This is a genomic window from Flavobacterium frigoris, from assembly GCF_900111075.1.
In the GTDB taxonomy this organism is placed as follows: Bacteria; Bacteroidota; Bacteroidia; order Flavobacteriales; family Flavobacteriaceae; genus Flavobacterium; species Flavobacterium frigoris.
Genome location: NZ_FOFZ01000020.1, coordinates 13,253 through 33,464, shown reverse-complemented (window position 1 = coordinate 33,464; position 20,212 = coordinate 13,253). Strand labels below are relative to the sequence as shown.

General features: G+C 33.8%; 13 protein-coding genes. 2 read left to right on the top strand and 11 right to left on the bottom strand.

The window, feature by feature from the left end; translation table 11 throughout:
• The first annotated feature begins 262 nt into the window (after window positions 1-262).
• Window positions 263-2,683, top strand: a complete 2,421-nt coding sequence (gene pheT / locus BMW63_RS16780) for a phenylalanine--tRNA ligase subunit beta (RefSeq protein WP_074724615.1) — start codon at window positions 263-265, stop codon at window positions 2,681-2,683.
• Window positions 2,684-2,809: 126 nt separating this feature from the next.
• On the opposite strand, the gene BMW63_RS16775 is transcribed toward pheT, so the two are convergent.
• From BMW63_RS16775 to lon, 7 genes are all read right to left on the bottom strand, one after another.
• Entirely contained in the window at window positions 2,810-3,364 is a 555-nt protein-coding gene (locus BMW63_RS16775) for a fasciclin domain-containing protein (RefSeq protein WP_074724614.1), read from the bottom strand.
• Window positions 3,365-3,555: 191 nt separating this feature from the next.
• Window positions 3,556-4,023, bottom strand: coding sequence for a hypothetical protein (locus BMW63_RS16770; RefSeq protein WP_074724613.1), 468 nt, complete (start codon window positions 4,021-4,023; stop codon window positions 3,556-3,558).
• A 122-nt stretch (window positions 4,024-4,145) separates the two neighbouring features.
• Window positions 4,146-5,927: a 30S ribosomal protein S1 gene (rpsA, locus tag BMW63_RS16765; protein ID WP_074724612.1), complete on the bottom strand. Its 1,782-nt coding sequence runs from the start codon at window positions 5,925-5,927 to the stop codon at window positions 4,146-4,148.
• A 404-nt stretch (window positions 5,928-6,331) separates the two neighbouring features.
• Window positions 6,332-7,585 (bottom strand): nucleoside permease, encoded by a 1,254-nt coding sequence (locus BMW63_RS16760; RefSeq protein WP_074724611.1) that lies wholly within the window; start codon window positions 7,583-7,585, stop codon window positions 6,332-6,334.
• 70 nt (window positions 7,586-7,655) lie between these two features.
• Window positions 7,656-8,351, bottom strand: a complete 696-nt coding sequence (gene cmk, locus BMW63_RS16755) for a (d)CMP kinase (protein WP_074724610.1) — start codon at window positions 8,349-8,351, stop codon at window positions 7,656-7,658.
• 7 nt (window positions 8,352-8,358) lie between these two features.
• A complete protein-coding gene (gene porQ / locus BMW63_RS16750) occupies window positions 8,359-9,378 on the bottom strand; it encodes a type IX secretion system protein PorQ (protein ID WP_074724609.1) in 1,020 nt (339 codons plus the stop codon).
• Between the two features lie 171 nt (window positions 9,379-9,549).
• Window positions 9,550-12,000, bottom strand: a complete 2,451-nt coding sequence (lon, locus tag BMW63_RS16745) for an endopeptidase La (RefSeq protein WP_074724632.1) — start codon at window positions 11,998-12,000, stop codon at window positions 9,550-9,552.
• Window positions 12,001-12,528: 528 nt separating this feature from the next.
• Here lon and BMW63_RS16740 point away from each other — a divergent pair.
• Entirely contained in the window at window positions 12,529-13,257 is a 729-nt protein-coding gene (locus tag BMW63_RS16740; protein ID WP_074724608.1) for a head GIN domain-containing protein, read from the top strand.
• A 75-nt stretch (window positions 13,258-13,332) separates the two neighbouring features.
• Here the strand turns inward: BMW63_RS16740 and BMW63_RS16735 are convergent, their stop codons facing one another.
• The 4 genes from BMW63_RS16735 to glgB form a co-directional block, all read right to left on the bottom strand.
• On the bottom strand, window positions 13,333-14,640 hold the full coding sequence (locus BMW63_RS16735) for an MFS transporter (RefSeq protein WP_074724607.1): 1,308 nt from the start codon (window positions 14,638-14,640) through the stop codon (window positions 13,333-13,335).
• 140 nt (window positions 14,641-14,780) lie between these two features.
• Complete coding sequence (locus BMW63_RS16730) at window positions 14,781-15,599, bottom strand: M48 family metallopeptidase (RefSeq protein ID WP_074724606.1); 819 nt, start codon at window positions 15,597-15,599, stop codon at window positions 14,781-14,783.
• A 90-nt stretch (window positions 15,600-15,689) separates the two neighbouring features.
• A complete protein-coding gene (locus BMW63_RS16725; protein ID WP_074724605.1) occupies window positions 15,690-18,089 on the bottom strand; it encodes a glycoside hydrolase family 31 protein in 2,400 nt (799 codons plus the stop codon).
• Window positions 18,090-18,291: 202 nt separating this feature from the next.
• Entirely contained in the window at window positions 18,292-20,199 is a 1,908-nt protein-coding gene (gene glgB, locus BMW63_RS16720) for a 1,4-alpha-glucan branching protein GlgB (protein ID WP_074724604.1), read from the bottom strand.
• Between the last annotated feature and the right edge of the window lie 13 nt (window positions 20,200-20,212).

Sequence of the window (20,212 nt, the reverse complement as noted above, 5' to 3'; positions counted from 1 at the left end):
CTATCTAATTTAAATTTTATCAAATATAGCTTGACAAAACTCTTTATTATAGCACTATTCCTCCAATAAATAGCATTAAATTTTCATATGTGTTTTTTTATAGTTATTATTTTATTTTATTGACAAACACTAGAGACTTATATTGTTAAATTCATATTGGCAATACTTTTAAAATATCTCGTTTCTGTGTTAAAAAACCAAAAAAATAGTTTCTTACTACAAACTGCAATCCTTATATTTGCAATCTTATTAAAATTGACAGATGAAAATATCATATAATTGGTTAAAACAATTTATAAAAACAGACTGGAATTCCGAAGAAACAGCAGCATTGCTTACAGATCTAGGTCTAGAAGTAGAAGTTGTTGAGAAATACCAATCCATAAAAGGTGGCTTAGAAGGAATAGTAGTTGGACATGTACTTACTTGCATCCCGCATCCTGATGCCGACAGACTAAAAATAACAACTGTTGATTTAGGCAATGGCGTACCTTTACAAATTGTATGCGGAGCCGCTAATGTTGATGCAGGACAAAAAGTCCCAGTAGCAACAATAGGTACTGTATTATATGATGGTTCAGGAGTTGCTTTTACCATAAAGAAAGGAAAAATTCGTGGACAGGAAAGTCACGGAATGATCTGTGCCGAAGACGAATTAGGTCTTGGAACTGGTCATGACGGGATTATGATATTAGACAATTCAATTGTGGCAGGTACAAAAGCGGCAGATGTATTTAAAATAGAAAATGACGAAGTATTCGAAATCGGACTTACACCCAATCGTGCCGATGCGATGAGCCATTTAGGAACCGCTCGTGATTTGAAAGCCGGTTTATTGCAACGTGGAGTAAATGTAGAGTTTATAACTCCTTCTGTCAGCAATTTTAGAGTAGACATGAGAACACTTAAAATTGATGTGAACGTAGAAGAGGTTCTGTTAGCACCTCGTTATTGTGGTGTTACTATTTCAGGAATAACGATAAAACCATCGCCTAATTGGTTACAGGATCGATTGAAAGCAATAGGAATTACACCTAAAAATAATGTGGTTGATGTAACTAATTATGTCTTGCATGAATTAGGCCAACCCTTGCACGCCTTTGACGCTTCAAAAATTAATGAGAAAATAATTGTAAAAACATTACCTTCTGGAACTAAGTTCACAACATTAGATGATGTTGAAAGAACACTGCACGAAGAAGATCTAATGATTTGTGACGAAAAAGGCCCTTTATGTATCGCAGGAGTTTTTGGTGGTAAAAACTCGGGAGTTTCAGAGCATACTACTTCTATTTTTCTGGAAAGTGCTTACTTCAATCCCGTGAGCGTTCGTAAAACAGCCAAAAGACATCAATTAAATACAGACGCTTCCTTCCGTTTTGAAAGAGGAATCGATCCTACAATTACTGCTTACGCACTAAAACGTGCCGCTTTATTAATTCAAGAAGTTGCAGGCGGTGAAATTACATCTGATCTGATTGATGTTTACCAAAAGAAAATGGAAGATTTCTCTGTATTCTTAAACTTTGGGAATGTTGCCAAAATCATCGGACAAGAAATACCGAAAGACACTATAAAGCAAATTTTAGTTTCATTAGATATTAAGGTAAATAGCTTTTCAGAGGCAGGACTAGGTTTAACAATTCCAGCATATCGTGTTGATGTACAAAGAGAAATTGACGTAATTGAAGAAATACTAAGAGTTTATGGATACAACAATATCAGTTTTTCAAAAAAACTGAATGCAACCGTATCTAATTCTCCTAGAAACGAAGATTATAAATTGCAAAATATAGTTGCCACTCAATTAAATTCACAAGGTTTTAATGAAATGATGGCCAATTCATTAACGACAGCCTCTTACGTTGAGCTTTCAGAAAAATTGAAGGAAGAACACAATGTAACGATGTTGAACCCGTTGAGTAACGATTTAGCCACATTACGACAATCATTATTATTCTCTGGACTTGAAGCCATTTCTTATAATATAAATCGCCGAAATAGTGATTTGAAATTATTTGAATTTGGGAAAAGCTATCATAAATTTTTATCTGGTTTTGAAGAACACAAGCACCTGACCTTATTCCTTACAGGGAACAGATCTAAGGAAAATTGGACTGCAACACAAAAACCTTCTGATTTCTTTTTATTTAAAGGTTATGTAGACGCCGTTCTTGCTAGATTTGGAATTCAAAAAACACAAAATAGTCCTGTAACATCTGATGTTTTTTCAGAAGGGATTGCAATCGGTGCCGGTCATAATGCATTGGTTGAATTTGGAGTTGTAAAAAAATCAATTTTAAAGCATTTTGGAATAAAGCAAGAAGTATTTTATGCTGACTTTAATTGGGATGTGATTATTAAAATGATATCCAATAAAATTAAATTCACTGAAATTCCAAAATACCCTGAAGTAAGAAGAGATTTAGCCTTGTTAGTAGATGAAAACGTAACGTACGACAGTATTTACACAATTGCAAAACAAAGCGAAAAAAGCCTCTTAAAAGACGTCAACTTATTTGATGTTTACGAAGGCAGCAACCTACCTGAAGGTAAAAAATCATATGCACTAAGCTTTATCATACAGGATAGTTCAAAAACTTTGACTGATGCTCAAATTGATAAAATTATGGGTAAACTGCAAAAGAATTTTGAAACAGAACTAGGAGCTAGCTTAAGATAAGAACGCGATCTAAATTAAATTATGAAAGCTCAATTCTAATATTTAGAATTGAGCTTTTTTGACATAAAAAAAGTCCTGTACAACACAGGACTTTTCAACCAACAAAAACCAACCTCTTAATTGAAATTACTGTTTTGGTAATACTACAGTATCTACAACGTGAATGACACCGTTTGATTGATTCACATCAGCAATTATGATTTGTGACATTGTACCATTTTCATCTGTAATGTATAATTTTTTACCTTTCATCCAGGCAGTTAAAGTTCCACCACTAACGGTTTTCAATTTAGCTTTTCCATTTCCAGCTTTAATGGCTTTAGCAATATCAGCAGCATTCATTTTTCCAGCTACAACATGATAGGTAAGAATCGTTTGTAACATTTTTAAATTTTCTGGCTTCAATAATGTCTCAACTGTTCCCATTGGCAATTTAGCAAAAGCTGCATTTGTAGGTGCAAAAACGGTAAACGGCCCTTTTCCTTGTAGTGTCTCTACCAAACCAGCTGCTTTTACTGCGGCAACTAACGTAGTATGGTCTTTTGAATTCACTGCGTTTTCAATAATATTTTTTGAAGGATACATCGCCGCTCCACCAACCATTACTGTTTTTTGAGCGAATGATGTTGCTCCAAATACTAATGCCATAAAGGCTACTGATAAAAATTTTCTAGTTTTCATAAATCTATTTATTAAGTTATATAAAAGCATTTACGCCACAAAAGCAGTTATGGTTTTAAAATAAAGAAAAAAAAAGAATAATTATTTAAAATTCACTGTAAATCAAATAGTTGAAAATTATTTATTTATAAAAAAAAACCTCCAATTCTTTTCACAGAATTGGAGGTTATAGTAAAATTAGAATATTAATTTTAAAAAGCAGAAAATATTCCCACAATTAAACCCATCAAAATGATGAAGCCATAAAAGCAAACAAAAATCAAAGCTAATATTCCCATAAATTTATAATGCGACTTCAAAAATTCAAAAGAAGCATTTATTTCCTCATTGTCATTAAACTTGAAAGCTTTCTTTAATTTTGATGAAAATTGAAACAGGTAATAAATTGGAAAGAAATAAAGTAGAGCAATCAATAAATATAGCACCGTAAATCCTGCCCCAAAACCCATCATTGGATTCATACCTTTACCTAAACTACTACTTAGAACCGAAAATATAGTTCCCATAAAAAACGCTAACAACACCATAAAACCTACACCAACAAATCCTATGATTGATAAGAAATAAGCCCATTTAGCAGTTTCCTTTAAAAATCCTTGTGCTTCTTCTGATAGTTCAAAATTTCTTTTTGATACCACTTCTGTAAAATTTTCTTCCATATTTAATTTTTAATAATCAGGAGTTAAATATAGGTATTTATTTGTTAAAAATAAAAAAAGATCAACCACAAAAAAAGCCTCACATTTCTGTGAGGCTTTTTTATTATAAGAAATAGTGAGAATTATTTTTTCTCAGATTTTTCCATTTTAGCTTTCAATGCAGCCAATACATCATTGCTATCTCCTAAAGTAGATGCAGGCGCATTAGTTGAGCTTGAAGCTGAAGAATTGTTTTCAGTAACTGCTTTCACATTTTTCTCTTCTTCTTCACGGAAGATAGCTGTGTGAGATGCAACTACTCTTTTGAATTCTTTGTTGAATTCGATTACTTTGAAATCAGCAGATTCACCTTTTTTCAATTTCTTACCATCTTCTTTTTCAAGGTGACGAGTAGGAATGAAAGCAACGATATCATCTCCAAATTCTACAGTAGCTCCTTTGTCAACAATCTCAGCGATTTCACCTGTGTGGATAGTTCCAACAGCAAATGAACCTTCGTATTGATCCCAAGGATTAGGAGTAGTTTGTTTGTGACCTAAAGATAATTTACGTCCGTCAACATCTAATTCTAATACTACTACATCAAGTTTCTCTCCAACATTTACAAATTCAGATGGATGTTTGATTTTCTTAGTCCAAGATAAGTCAGAGATGTAAATTAATCCATCAATTCCTTCTTCAAGTTCTACGAAAATTCCAAAGTTTGTAAAGTTTCTAACGATACCAGAATGTTTAGAACCTACTGGGTATTTAGAAGTAATGTCAGTCCAAGGATCTTGAGACAATTGTTTGATACCTAATGACATTTTACGGTCATCTCTATCTAATGTTAAGATAACAGCTTCAACAACATCACCTACTTTTACGAAATCTTGAGCAGAACGTAAATGAGTAGACCAAGACATTTCAGAAACGTGGATCAAACCTTCAACACCTTCAGCAACTTCGATGAAAGCACCGTAATCAGCGATTACAACTACTTTACCTTTTACTTTATCTCCAATTGCTAATTTAGCATCTAGAGCATCCCAAGGGTGAGCGTTTAATTGTTTCAATCCTAATTGAATTCTTGTTTTCTCATCATCGAAATCAAGGATTACAACATTTAATTTTTGATCTAATTCAAGAACTTCAGATGGGTGATTGATTCTTGACCAAGAAAGGTCAGTAATGTGAATCAATCCATCAACACCACCTAAATCAATAAAGACACCATAAGAAGTAATGTTTTTAACAACACCTTCTAATACTTGTCCTTTTTGTAATTGACCGATGATCTCTTTTTTCTGTACTTCAATATCCGCTTCAATAAGCGCTTTGTGAGATACAACAACGTTTTTAAATTCGTGGTTGATTTTCACAACTTTGAATTCCATTGTTTTATTTACGTAAACATCGTAATCTCTAATTGGCTTAACATCAATTTGAGATCCTGGTAAAAACGCTTCAATTCCGAAAACGTCAACGATCATACCACCTTTAGTTCTGCATTTTACAAAACCATTAACGATTTCTCCTGTTTCGTTTGCAGCAATAACTCTATCCCATGATTTGATAGTACGTGCTTTTCTGTGAGATAAAACTAGTTGTCCAGTTTTGTCCTCACGGATGTCGATTAATACTTCAACAGTATCACCTACTTTTAATGCTGGGTTGTAACGGAATTCATTTAATGAAATAACACCTTCCGATTTTGCGTTGATATCAACGATAACGTCTCTATCTGTAATTCTAACAACTGTTCCATCAACTACTTCTTCTTGATCAGTAGAAATAAATGTTTTTGTAACTAATTCTTCGAATTCTTTTAAGTTTTCTTGATTAACGACATCAATACCTTCTTCGAAGTTGTGCCAGTTAAAATTTGCTAAAAACTCTTCTTGTGATTGGATTTGTTCAGACATGCTGATAAAAATTTGTATTCTGTATTCTCTCGAGCTTCTTAATGTGATAGAAAACAACAGAAGTTGTTTGTATAATTAATTGATACCTAAAGGAAACTCTTATTCACCAAAAGGTGTGCAAAATTAATACTTTTTTACTTAACTACAAAATAAATAACTGCCTGATAATTAATTACGAAGAAATAAACACTCTTTTAACATTAAATTAATATAAATAACTGTTTATCAGGAGCATAAATTCCCTGCATTCTAATTCACCTTCCTCCTGCTCTCGCCTTTATCTCTCCATTTCATTGCGAGGATACCAGCTCCATCAGGGCTAATTACAACGCATAGAAGTTCTAATAAACAAAGAACCCGATACGTCGGAAGTATCGGGTTCTATATATTTAAAAAAATAATTATTAATGAGTTACAGTAGCTACATCCTCTGCATAATGTTTATGTTTGAATAAAACAGCAAAAGCAATGGCGATGATTAAGGCATACCCTGCAAACGAAAGCCATATGTTGTGCCAGTCTCTAACCCCATCATGCGTGAAAAATTTATCGATAACTATTCCGCTGAAAATCCCTCCAAAGAAGGCGCCAAAACCATTGGACATCATCATAAACAATCCCTGTGCACTAGAACGTATTCTAAAATCGGTAGTAGTTTCTATAAATAATGATCCTGAAATATTAAAAAAGTCAAACGCCATACCATAGACCACACAAGACATAATAATCATCCATAATCCATCTCCAGGATTGCCATAAGCAAACAATCCAAAACGCAATACCCAAGCAAGCATTGAAATCAACATCACTTGCTTAATTCCAAATCGCTTCAAGAAAAAAGGAATTGCTAAAATAAATAAGGTTTCAGATATTTGAGAAATCGACATGATTATAGTAGAATATTTCGACACAAAAGAGTCTGCATATTTTGGTGTATTTGCAAAATCTGATAAATAAGTATCTCCGTACATGTTCGTCAATTGTAATGCACCACCAAGAAACATAGAGAAAATGAAAAACAACGCCATTTTGTAGGTACCGAATAACTTAAAAGCATCCAATCCTAATTTTTCCGTCCAACTAGCATTTTTAACAACTGATTTTTGCGCAGGACATTTGGGTAATGTAAAAGAATAAATTCCTAAAACTAAAGAAGCAAATCCAGAAATATAAAACATATTAACTGACGCCTTGTTACCAGATAAATTAGTCATCCACATGGCGGCAATAAAACCAATAGTTCCCCAGACCCTAATAGGTGGAAAAACCTTTACCACATCAAAATTATTATTTTTCAATATATTGTAAGCTACTGAATTTGATAGTGAAATGGTAGGCATGTAAAACATCATCGCCAGAAATATAACCCAGTAGAAAAGTGTAGGATTATCAACTTGCGGTATATAAAAAATAGCTAAGCCGCTTAATATATGTAATATTCCGTATAATTTTTCGGCATTAATCCATCTATCTGCAATAATCCCTGTTAGTGCAGGCATTATTATTGACGCAATTCCAAGTGTTGAAAACACCGCCCCAAATTCAGCACCACTCCATCCTTTGGTCCCAAACCAATAATTCCCAACAGTAATCAACCACGCTCCCCAAACAAAGAATTGAAGAAAACTCATTACCGTCAATCTATTTTTAATTCCCATAAAATGAATTCTTATATTTTAAATAACAAAAGCAGTAAATCTAATATTAAAAATGAGATATACAAAAAAATTATTCTGTTTTAATAACTTCATTGACTAACCCTAATACAATTTCAAATTGCTCTTCACGTGTAAGATGTGAATTGTCAATCTCGATGGCATCTTCTGCCAGCACCAAAGGGGAGTTATCTCTATGAGTATCAATATAATCTCGTTCTTCTACATTTTTGAGAACCTCTTCATAAGTAACAGCATCGCCCTTTTGCAGCAATTCATCGTAACGCCTTTGTGCTCGGGTAGTTGCACTAGCAGTCATGAATATTTTAAGTTCGGCATCCGGGAAAACGACGGTTCCAATATCTCTGCCATCCATAACAATACCTTTGTCCTTACCCATTTCTTTTTGTTGTTCGACTAATTTTGCACGTACTTCTGCTATCTCCGCTACTTTACTAACAAAACTAGAAACTTCAATGGTTCTGATTTCTTTTTCAACATTGACATCATTCAAATACATTTCTGCAAATCCCAACTCCGGATTATATTTAAATTGTAATCTAATGGAAGTCAAACTATTAATTAATAATTCTTTATCAAAATATTCAGCTCCTATATATCCGTTTTGCATTGCAAATAATGTTATAGCGCGATACATTGCACCGGTGTCAACATAAACATAGCCTAAATTATTAGCTAACTGTTTGGCTAAAGTACTTTTCCCTGTAGATGAAAATCCATCTATCGCAATTGTAATTTTTTTATTCAAAATAGTATTATTGAAAGTTAATTGTTAAACCAAAAAGACTTGTGTTTCCTGCTAAAGTATATCTTGAGTAGGAGTAATTAAATTTTAATTTATTGAATTTTAGTCCAAAGCCAAGCGAAACGCCTGAAAAATTACGCTGTTCCAGAATTCGCAATTCTTGGGCTCTTCTAAAATTATAACCTAATCTTATATTAAAGGATTTTTGAGGAAAAAGTTCCACTCCAAAAATAGCATGTCGCAAAGCGTTATTTACAAAGGATACTTTTTCCTGTGTCGAAGTGCCATCAAGAGATGATTCTGCCCTAACTGGATTTGAAAAAGCAACATTCCATTGTTGTAAATTCTCTAATGTCAGATGCCATCTAAGCGGGACATGTTCTAATTCTTGGGAAACACCCACAATTACTTCAAGTGGCAATTTTTCTCTAACTTCAGAATAAGTTGTGAATTGAGTCCCTATATTCCGAATCACTAAACCCCAATTAACGTCATTTCTTTCGTCAATAAAAATCGCCCCAATATCAATCGCTCCTCCTAATGAATTATAGCTCTCGAGTGTTGAAGATATTAATTTTGCGTTTGCCCCAATATGAATAGTCGTACTCGGAATATTATAAGCGTATCCTGCTGAAAGCGCAATTTCACTACCCGTAAATGAAGTAGTAGGCTGACCCGCTTCATCGTAACCTTCAAAACTGCCGTAATTCACATAATTCACTCCAGCCTGAAACGTTTGCAAATGACGGTCATAAGTGTACGCATAGGAAGCCGTACCGTAGGTCACTTCTCCATAATAACTACCGTAATTTAACGCCAAATGGTTGTCCATTTCTACATTTATTGTTGCGGGATTAAAATTAACCTGATTCACGTCATCATCATAAATGGTAATGGTTTTTCCACCAAGCGCTGCTTGTCTAGGAGAGGTAACCAAATTCAAAAACTGATAAGTATACTTACCTCCTATTTGACTGTAAGTTACAGTACAAACAAAGAATAAAACGTATAATAAAAGTTTTTTGAACATGCTTTATAGCTATATTTCTGTAAAATAAAACGCAATTGCGAAGATAAAATTATAATAGTAATAAACACGAGTTTTGTATCTTCAAATTCTAAACAAATAAAATTCCAAAATCATCGCTTAATTACATTAGGCTTTGATTTTGGAACTTATCATTTTATGAAACTATTTTACTTATAAAATTTTGGCGTTTTTAACCTTTTGATCAGTAATCGCTATTTTCAAAACCTCACTCATTTCCTTTACATAATGAAACGTAAGTCCTTGAATATATTCTGGCTTAATTTCGTCAATATCACTTTTGTTTTCATGACATAAGATAATCTCTTTAATATTGGCTCTTTTTGCTGCTAAGATCTTTTCTTTTATTCCACCTACAGGCAATACTTTTCCTCTTAAGGTAATCTCCCCTGTCATCGCCATATTTTTCTTTACTCTTTTTTGGGTAAATACAGAGACTAACGAAGTCAACATGGCAATACCTGCACTTGGCCCATCCTTAGGTGTTGCTCCTTCTGGAACGTGTAAATGAATGTTGTACTTAGCAATCATTTCAGGATTTAAACCCATAAGCTCTGCATTTGCTTTGATATATTCTAAAGCAATTGTTGCTGATTCTTTCATTACAGTACCTAAATTTCCGGTAATGGTCATTACTCCTTTACCTGGAGAAATTAAAGATTCTATAAAAAGAATATCACCACCTACACTTGTCCAAGCTAAACCAGTCACTACTCCCGCAACGTCATTGCTCTCGTATTTGTCTCTTTCTAATCTTGGCACACCTAGCACTTTTATGATATCTTCATCCGTTACTTTTTTATTGTACTCTTCTTCCATCGCAACTGATTTTGCTGCATTTCGGATAACTTGAGCAATTTTTGCTTCTAAACCACGAACACCAGACTCACGGGTATACCCTTCTACAATTTTTTCCAATTGTTTTTTTCCGAACGTTAAATCTTTAGAAGTCAAACCATGTTCTTTCAACTGTCTTGGAAGTAAATGCTGACGTGCTATTTCTACCTTTTCTTCGATGGTATATCCAGACATTTTTATAATCTCCATACGATCTCTCAAAGCCGGTTGAATCGTTGACATGGTATTCGATGTAGCAATAAACATCACTTTAGATAAGTCATATCCCATTTCAAGGAAATTATCATAAAAAGAATTGTTTTGTTCCGGATCTAATACTTCCAGCAACGCTGATGATGGATCACCTTGACTACTAATGGATAATTTATCAATCTCATCCAAAACAAATACTGGATTTGATGTACCCGCTTTTTTCAAACTTTGAATTATCCTTCCCGGCATCGCACCGATATAGGTTTTTCTATGCCCTCTAATTTCAGACTCATCACGCAATCCACCAAGGGAAATACGCACATATTCTCTACCTAATGCTTCTGCAACAGAACGCCCAATGGAGGTTTTACCCACTCCCGGAGGCCCTGTCAAACAAATAATGGGTGATTTCATATCATTTCGCAATTTTAAAACTGCCAAATGCTCTATCATTCTTTTCTTCACATCTTCTAAACCGAAATGGTCACGATCTAAAATTTTCTGAGCGCGTTTCAAATCAAAATTATCTTTCGAAAATTCATTCCAAGGCAACTCTAAAAACAAGTCCAAATAATTTCTTTGAATACCAAAATCAGGAGCCTGCGGATTCATTCGGCGCATCTTAGACACTTCTTTTTCGAAATGCTTCTTGGTTTTTTCATCCCATTTCTTCGTCTTTGCCTTAACTAACATTTCCTCCAATTCTTCTTCTTGTGAAGAACCACCCAACTCTTCCTGGATCGTTTTCATTTGTTGATGAAGAAAATATTCTCTTTGCTGCTGGTCTAAATCAAAACGCACTTTTGACTGGATATCGTTTTTTAATTCGAGTTTTTGCAACTCAATATTCATATAACGAAGTGTCTCCAGCGCTCTTTCTTTCAAATCATTGATCGCTAACAAATCTTGCTTTTCCTTTACAGACAAGTTCATGTTGGATGTAACGAAATTGATAAGAAAAGATTGGCTTTCAATATTCTTAATCGCAAATGTTGCTTCAGTTGGAATATTTGGGCTTTCTTTTATAATTTGGATTGCTAATTCTTTTATAGACTCAAGAATTGCTAAAAATTCAGTATCTGTTTTTTCAGGTCTGTTTTCAGGAAAATCTTTGATGGTGGCGGTCAGATAAGGATCTTCTGAAGTAACAGCATCAATTTCAAAACGTTTTTTTCCTTGAAGAATCACGGTTGTATTCCCGTCAGGCATCTTTAAAACGCGTAAAATCCTAGCCACAGTACCCACTGTGTGAATATCATCTTTAGTAGGATCTTCGTCTGATTCGTCTTTTTGAGCTACAACCCCAATGATTTTCCCTGCTGCATTTGCATCATTAATTAGCTTAATCGATTTATCTCGGCCAGCAGTAATAGGAATAACAACTCCTGGAAATAAAACCATATTACGCAACGGTAAAATGGGTAACGAATCAGGTAATTCTTCATTAATCATCTCCTCCTCATCCTCGGGAGTTAACAATGGTATTAATTCTGCTTCTGAGTCGTATTCCTGTAGTGACAGATTGTCAATAGTAAGTATTTTATGATTTGACATAATATTTTTGAGTCTTTTTGTCATTAAAAATTTTCAAGTAAATAACAAATATAAGGTATCAGTTGTTTAAATATGAATAAAACATGCATTAAACCTCATTATTCATTAGCTGCAGTAAAAATGCAATCTTTATGCCATTTTGAGGAAATAAAAAATAATCAATTTAAAAGTTAATAAAATAAAATGTCGTAAATTTATTACTTTATTCCTTTCGCAAGAAAAGTCTAAACTCATTTAGCAATCTAGATGGAAAAATAAAAACAATCTTAATCGAAGTACTCTTATGTAATTTTACAAAAGTTTAACAATCAAAAAATAGAAAAAAAATAGTTTAAATTAAAAATCAGTAGCAACCTCTATTTAAAATTAGCTAACCAATAGCTTATAAAAATGATCCATAAACAACAAACAAATACTACTAAAAAATATAGTGGCTATTACAAGAAAAAAGGCCCCAATATTTTAAAAATAAACTCAGACTACGGGAATATCACATTAATTAAAAAATGACATTTAAAAATAAAAAACATGAAAAAATCATTAAAACCAGTATTGTATTTGGCTCTCTTTTTTACAACATTTGTTAATGCGCAATGGTACTCAAGTAAAACAATTAAAGGCAATGGGAATTTGATAACTGAAAAAAGAACCACAGCTGACTATGATGAAATACAAATTACAGGATTTTTTGAGATTCAACTAACATCCGGAAAAGAAGGAAATCTTACTATTGAAGGTGAGGAAAATATACTTCCATTGATAAAAACTGAAGTCGAAAATGGCGTGTTAAAAATTAGTACCGAAAAGAATCAAAATATAAGTACTCGAAAAAAATTACTTATTACTATTCCATTTGAATCTTTAAATGCTATTTCTCTTGTAGGTTCAGGGGAAGTAACATCTAACGCAACTATTAAAAGTACTCGATTCAGTTCACGATTAACAGGCTCCGGAGATATAAATCTGACTATTGAAGCAAGTGCAATTGAATTAGCATTGAGTGGTTCTGGGACTGTCAAATTAACAGGTAAAACTAATGATCTAAAAGTGCGTTTAGCAGGATCTGGAAATGTATCAACTGATGCGCTAAAAGCAGCGAATGTAGAAACTACTGTTGCAGGCTCGGGTGATGCTACAGTATATTGCTCTAATGCATTAAAAGCAAGAGTTACAGGTTCAGGTGACATTTATTACAAAGGAGATCCAAAAACCAAAGACAGTAAAGTAACTGGTTCTGGAAATATTTCTAAAAGGTAACTAACCCTAAACCAAACAAAAAAGCTGTTTTAAGTATATAGTACTTAAAACAGCTTTTTTCATTTAACAAAACTATTACTTCCCATTTTTAGATTCTTCTTTCATAAAACTTAGAATCACAAATCCAAGTAAAAAAAACAGAGCCAAAATGAAAAATGAATTTCTCATCGAGTTGGTAATTGCTGCGACAAACCCAAAAACAAACGTCCCTACGACAATCGATATTTTTTCAGTTACGTCAAAAAAGCTAAAGTAGGTAGCATGATCTTCAGTATCTGGTAATAATTTTGAATAGGTAGAACGAGATAAAGACTGAATAGCTCCCAAAACCATTCCTATCATTGCGCCAAGAATATAAAATTGAGTATCAATATAGTCGCTTTTGGCATCTAGTAAATATGCCGCAACACAAATAAATCCCCATATTACTATTGTAATTTTCAATGTTTTTATATTGCCAATTTTTTCTGATAGTCGCGAAAATAAATACGCGCCAAAAATAGCAACTACATTTATTAATAATATAATAATGATCAACTTACTCGTATCAATACCTAATTCCTTTTTCCCAAAAAGGCCTGCTAACAAAATAACAGTCTGAACTCCAATGCTATAAAGAAAAAAAGCAGTTAAGAACTGTTTTAAATCCTTCATATTCTTTAGACTATCTAATACCACTCTCAATTCTCTTAGTCCTTTAAAGATATAATCCTTCTCTGGTTTTTTATGAAAGACATTATTAGGTAAATAATGAAAAGTAACTTGGGCAAAACCCATCCACCAAATACCAACAGATAAGAATGAAATACGCGCCGGTAAAGATCCATCTGATATTCCATACCAGTGTGGCATCATAACCATGGTTAGATTAAAAGCAAGTAAAATTAAAGAACCCGCGTACCCAAACATAAATCCCTTGGCACTTACTCTATCGTGCTGTTCAGGAAAAGCAATTTCTGGCAAATAGGAATTATAAAAAACGATACTTCCCCAAAAACCAATACTTGCGAAGATTGTACCTAAAACTCCAATCCATAAGGTATCTTGGCCCTTAAAAAAGAACAAACTCATCACAGATACTGATCCCAAATAACAAAAGAATTGCAGGAATCGTTTCTTATTTCCTGTATAATCTGCAATACCGGACAAAATGGGAGACATTAAAGCCACTATCAAAAATGAAAAGGATAAAGAATAGGATAAAAGAGATGAATTATTAAACTCATAACCTAAAAATTGAACTATTCCGTTATTATCACTAGTTACCGTTTCATAGTAAATTGGGAAAACCGCTGTAGCGATAACTAAACTATAAACTGAATTAGCCCAATCATAAAAAGCCCATGCATTTATTAATTTTTTATCTCCTTTTTGTAACGCCATGATAGAATTATTTTTATACGAATTTATCTATTTTTTCATAGTAAACATATAAAATATAAGGAATATTCAAAACTTGATCTTTTGCTAAAGCAAAAAGCCAATTCAAATGAATTGGCTTTTATTAAATAAACTATAAATTATTACTTATAGATCATTCCGAATTTTGCTGCAACAGCCTTAGCTTCAGGAACCATCGCTCTTAAATTCGCTATTCTGGTAGCATCAGATGGGTGTGTACTAAGAAACTCTGGTGGTGCTTGCCCGTTTGAATTTGCTGACATTCTAGTCCAGAAAGCAATTGCTTCTTCTGGATTATATCCTGCGATCGCCATTAAGGTCAAACCTATTTGATCAGCTTCGGTTTCATGATTTCTACTAAAAGGAAGCATCCCACCATATTGTGTTGTCACACCATAAGCTTGTTGCCATATTTGCTGATTTTCGGCACTTTTATTACCAGTTGCTACAGCAACTCCTACAGCTCCTAACTGTTGTAATTGTCCTGCACTCATTCTTTGTGCCCCATGATTTGCTAATGCATGAGAAACTTCATGTCCCATTACGGTAGCTAAACCAGCATCATCTTTTGTAATAGGTAAAATTCCAGAATAAACTACAATCTTTCCTCCAGGCATACACCAGGCGTTTACATCTTTACTATCGACTAGCTTATATTCCCATTGATAGCCATCTAAATACTGCTTTTGCCCTAAATAATTCAAGTATTTTTCAGCAGCTAATTTTATTTTTATTCCAACAGACTCTACTCTTCTTGCGTCAGTAGTTCCTGTAATTACTTTATTTTCCTTTAAAAAAGTTCCATACTCCGCAAAAGAGGTAGGGAAAAGCTCGCTATTTGAAACAAAATTTAATGTTTTCTTTCCCGTTAGCGGATTCGTTGCGCATGAGACCAATAATCCCAATGTACAAATGCCTATTAATATTGAATTTTTTTTCATGATACTATTTTTATTTTAACAAAAATACAATAATAATAGATGTTTTATTTGCAAAATTAAAATCAAATGTTTCAACATTTTTGTTTTTTCTTATTCTCCAATGATATGCAAAACATTAAATTCCTTATTTACAATAAGATAATTATCTTCCTCAAATTTGACTCTGTCAAATAAAACTTCTTCGTTGTCAATCTCTATGCTTTTCACCTTAAAAGGAAATCCGATTAGATTTATCTTATACTTAGAATAATTAGTATCATATTTACCTTCTTTATGCAATTGAATATTGAGCTCTTTTTCCTTGCCTGTTACTTGAAAAGTCAAGAAACTATACCTGCCTTTTTTATAATCATAGCCGTCTTGTGCATCTTCGTAAACAACTGACTTCTCTTTCCCTTCTTTATAGTATAAATCTAAGGTCAACTCATCAAACTCTAATTCTCCCACATATTGTTGAACAGGATATTTTGGAATAATAGCCCCAGCTTTTACAAAGACCGGAATTTCATCGAATTTAGTGTCAACCCAAATTTCCTTCCCTCCAGTCACAAAATCATTAGTCCAGTAATTATACCACTCTCCGCGAAGAATATACATTCTTCTACCTATGGCATTAGGTTCCAAAATAGGACATACTAAAATTTGATTTCCAAAAATAAACTCGTCATTTCTATAATGTGTTTGTATATCACTTTGGTCATAGTATACTAATGGTTTAAGCATAGGGATTCCCTCTTCAATATATTGCCAAAACATAGTGTATAAGTACGGTAGCAATTGATAACGAAGGTTAACGAACTTTCTGGTAATGTCAACAACCTCTACATCAAATGCCCACGGCTCCTGATCTCCATGATCACCAGACGAATGTGTTCTACAAAAAGGATGAAAAACACCCAATTGAATCCAGCGCGCATACAACTCCCCTGAAGGTTGTTCTGCAAATCCACCAATATCAGACCCAGTGAATCCCATTCCAGAAATTGACATTCTTTGCACTTGTATGTTTGCAATCCATAAATGCTCCCAAGTAGCCACATTATCACCTGTCCAAGAGGAAGTATAGCGTTGCGCCCCAGCGTACGCTGATCTTGTAATTATAAAAGGCCTTTTAGGATAAGCAAATCTTTTTACTCCATGATAAGTGGCTCTTGCCATCTGTGTACCATAAATATTATGTGCTTTTCTATGACTGCATGGATTTCCGTCATAAGCATGTCGCACATCCATCGGGAACGTTTTATTTGGAACCTCCATAACAGCAGGCTCATTCATATCGTTCCAAACTCCTTTTACTCCAATATCTGATATCAGCTCTTTAAATAATCCTGCCCACCATTCTCTGACTTCGGGATTAGTATAGTCCGGAAAATTACATTCTCCAGGCCAAACTTTTCCTTTCATATAAGGACCATCAGCACGTTTACAAAAATAATCTTTTTCCAAAGCCTCTTTATAGACTGCGTATTCCTTGTCAATTTTAATTCCCGGATCAATGATTACGACAGTTTTAAAACCATCTTCTGCTAATTCTGCGACCATTCTTTTTGGATCAGGAAAATATTCCTTGTTCCAGGTAAAACATCGGAACCCTTCCATGTAATCAATATCCAAATAAATGGCATCGCATGGTATTTTTAATTCCCTGAATTTTGCTGTAATTTCTTTTACATTGCTTTCTGGATAATAGCTCCATTTACATTGGTGATATCCTAAAGCCCACAAAGGCGGTAATTCTGGCTTACCAGTTAGATCAGTATAGCTGGTAACAACACCCTCCATTTGAGGACCATAGATGAAATAGTAATTCATCTCTCCTCCTTCTGCCCAGAAACTGGTGACATTTCTTCTTTCGTGACAAAAATCAAAGAATGTTCTAAATGTATTATCGAAGAAAATACCGTAGGCTTGTTTATTTTGTAACCCAATATAAAAGGGAACTACTTTGTATAAAGGTTCTTGATCTTTTTGAAAAGCATATTGATCAGTGGCAAAATTTTCCAATCTTTTCCCTTTCAAATTCATTTGGGTCGCTTTATCGCCAAGACCATAAAAACATTCCCCATCTTTTGATGCCTTACTCATTTTAACGATATTACCGCCGTACTCGTAACTTTCCTCCCAATGGAAACCCAATTCATCCTCAAGTAAAACATTCCCTTTTAAATCATAAATAGACACTCTCATATCTATTTTTTGAATGACACATTTTACCTTACTGGTTTGTATTTGATAATATTCGGCTTCTTCAGTAACCTCAAGAAAATTATATCCATGCGAATGACTTTTGTCAATAGCGTAGGAAAAATCATTGCTAAAATATCCTTTAGTTGTGTATCTAAAACGTATGAGACTGTCTCTCAAAATGGTGATTTTTAAAACTACGCTGTTATCTGTGTTAAAATAAACGGAATCAACGTCATGTTCAAAAGAAATAATTTTTGATGGATATAAATCTCCCTTGAACTCTAATTCTGTATTTGTAATCATTTGATATCTTATTAAGATTAAGCCCCTTATTTATTTCCAAACATACAACAAAAGTATATTTTCTTTCCTAAAAAATATTTTTATTCACGAAATCGTTGTAAACTATTTTATTTAAAAAAAACTCTATTAATTTTAGGAAATAATAGAGTTTACCCAATTAAGAATTTATTTATAAAAATAGTACACCTAATAATTTAAATGGTTAGACTATTTTAAAAACGGTTACAGCTAAAGGAGCTAGCGTTAGTTCTACTGAATAATCGCGTCCGTCATATGGTGCCGCTTCTATCCCTAATTTAGCCGTATTCTTTATTCCGCTACCACCATAAATAGTTGCATCACTGTTAAAAATCTCCTTCAGCTTTCCTTTTCTTGGAATACCTATTCTATAATTTTCACGAACTACTTCCGTAAAATTACAAACTACTATTACATCGTCTTTTACTTTAACTCCTTTTCGAATAAAGGATATAACTGCATTTTGATGGTCTGAATAATTAATCCATTCGAATCCCTCTGGACTAAATTGTTTTTCATATAGTGCCGGTTGGGTTTTATATAACCCATTTAGATCTGTAATCAACTTTCTTACCCCGTCATGGTATGGATACTCATTTAAATGCCAATCCAGACTACGTTCAAAATTCCATTCAGCACTTTGGCCAAATTCACATCCCATAAACAGTAATTTTGTTCCAGGATGCGTAAACATATAGCCATATAGCAGTCGTAAATTTGCGAATTTTTGCCATTCATCACCCGGCATTCTGCCAAGGATAGATTTTTTTCCATACACCACTTCGTCATGGGAAAGTGGCAACATAAAATTTTCTGAAAAAGCATAGGTGGAAGAGAAAGTCAAATCATTTTGATGGTACTTTCTATAAACAATATCTTTTTGAAAATATTCTAAAGTATCATGCATCCAACCCATCATCCATTTCATCCCAAATCCTAAACCTCCAATGGAAGTAGGTCTTGAAACCATCGGAAATGAGGTGCTTTCTTCAGCAATTGTTTGGACACCTTCAAAATTAGAATATACTGCTTCGTTGAATTCTTTTAAAAAACTTATGGTATCTAGGTTTTCCCTTCCACCGTAAATATTAGGCTCCCACTCCCCTACTTTTCTTGAATAATCTAAGTACAACATCGAAGCTACTGCATCCACGCGAAGCCCGTCTGCATGGTAATATTGCAACCAAAACAAGGCATTACTGATCAAAAAAGAACGAACTTCATTTCGCCCATAATTAAATATTAAACTTTTCCAATCTGGATGATAGCCTTTTTTACGATCTGGATGTTCAAAAAGATTGGAGCCGTCAAAGAGTCCTAATCCATGTGCGTCATCTGGGAAATGAGAAGGAACCCAATCCAGAATAACTCCAATTCCAGCTTGATGCAATTTATCAACTAATAACATAAAACCTTGTGGATCTCCAAAACGGGATGTCGGTGCAAAATAACCCACGAGTTGATATCCCCAAGAAGGATCGTATGGATACTCCATGATGGGCATAAACTCCACATGTGTAAATCCAGTTTCTTTTACATAAGCAACTAAGTCTTCTGCAAATTCAAGATAAGTCAGGAATCGATTGTCTTCTATATGTCGTTTCCAAGAACCCAAATGAACCTCATAAACGGAGTACGGCTTGTCCAGCGCATTGTGATCCTGGCGATTCTCCATCCATTTAGTATCATCCCATTTGTAATCGAGATTCCAAACTATAGATGCGGTATGCGGTGGCTTTTCACAATAAAAAGCAAAAGGATCTGCCTTTTCAGTAACAATTCCGCCATTATTCGATTGTATTTTATATTTATAGGTAGCCCCTTTTTCAATATTTGGAATGAACCCTTCCCAAATACCAGAGGAATCCCATCTTACCTCAAGCAGATTTTCCCCTTGTGTCCAGAAATTAAAATCTCCCACAACAGATACAGAATGAGCCGTTGGAGCCCAAACAGCAAAATAAACGCCTTTTACGCCATCTAATTCAATCAGATGCGCTCCAAGTTTCTCATATAATCTGTAATGTTTTCCAGCTTTAAATAAGTCGATGTCAAAATCAGTAAAAAGGGAATGCGTGATAACTTTACTCATATAGTACTTGTAT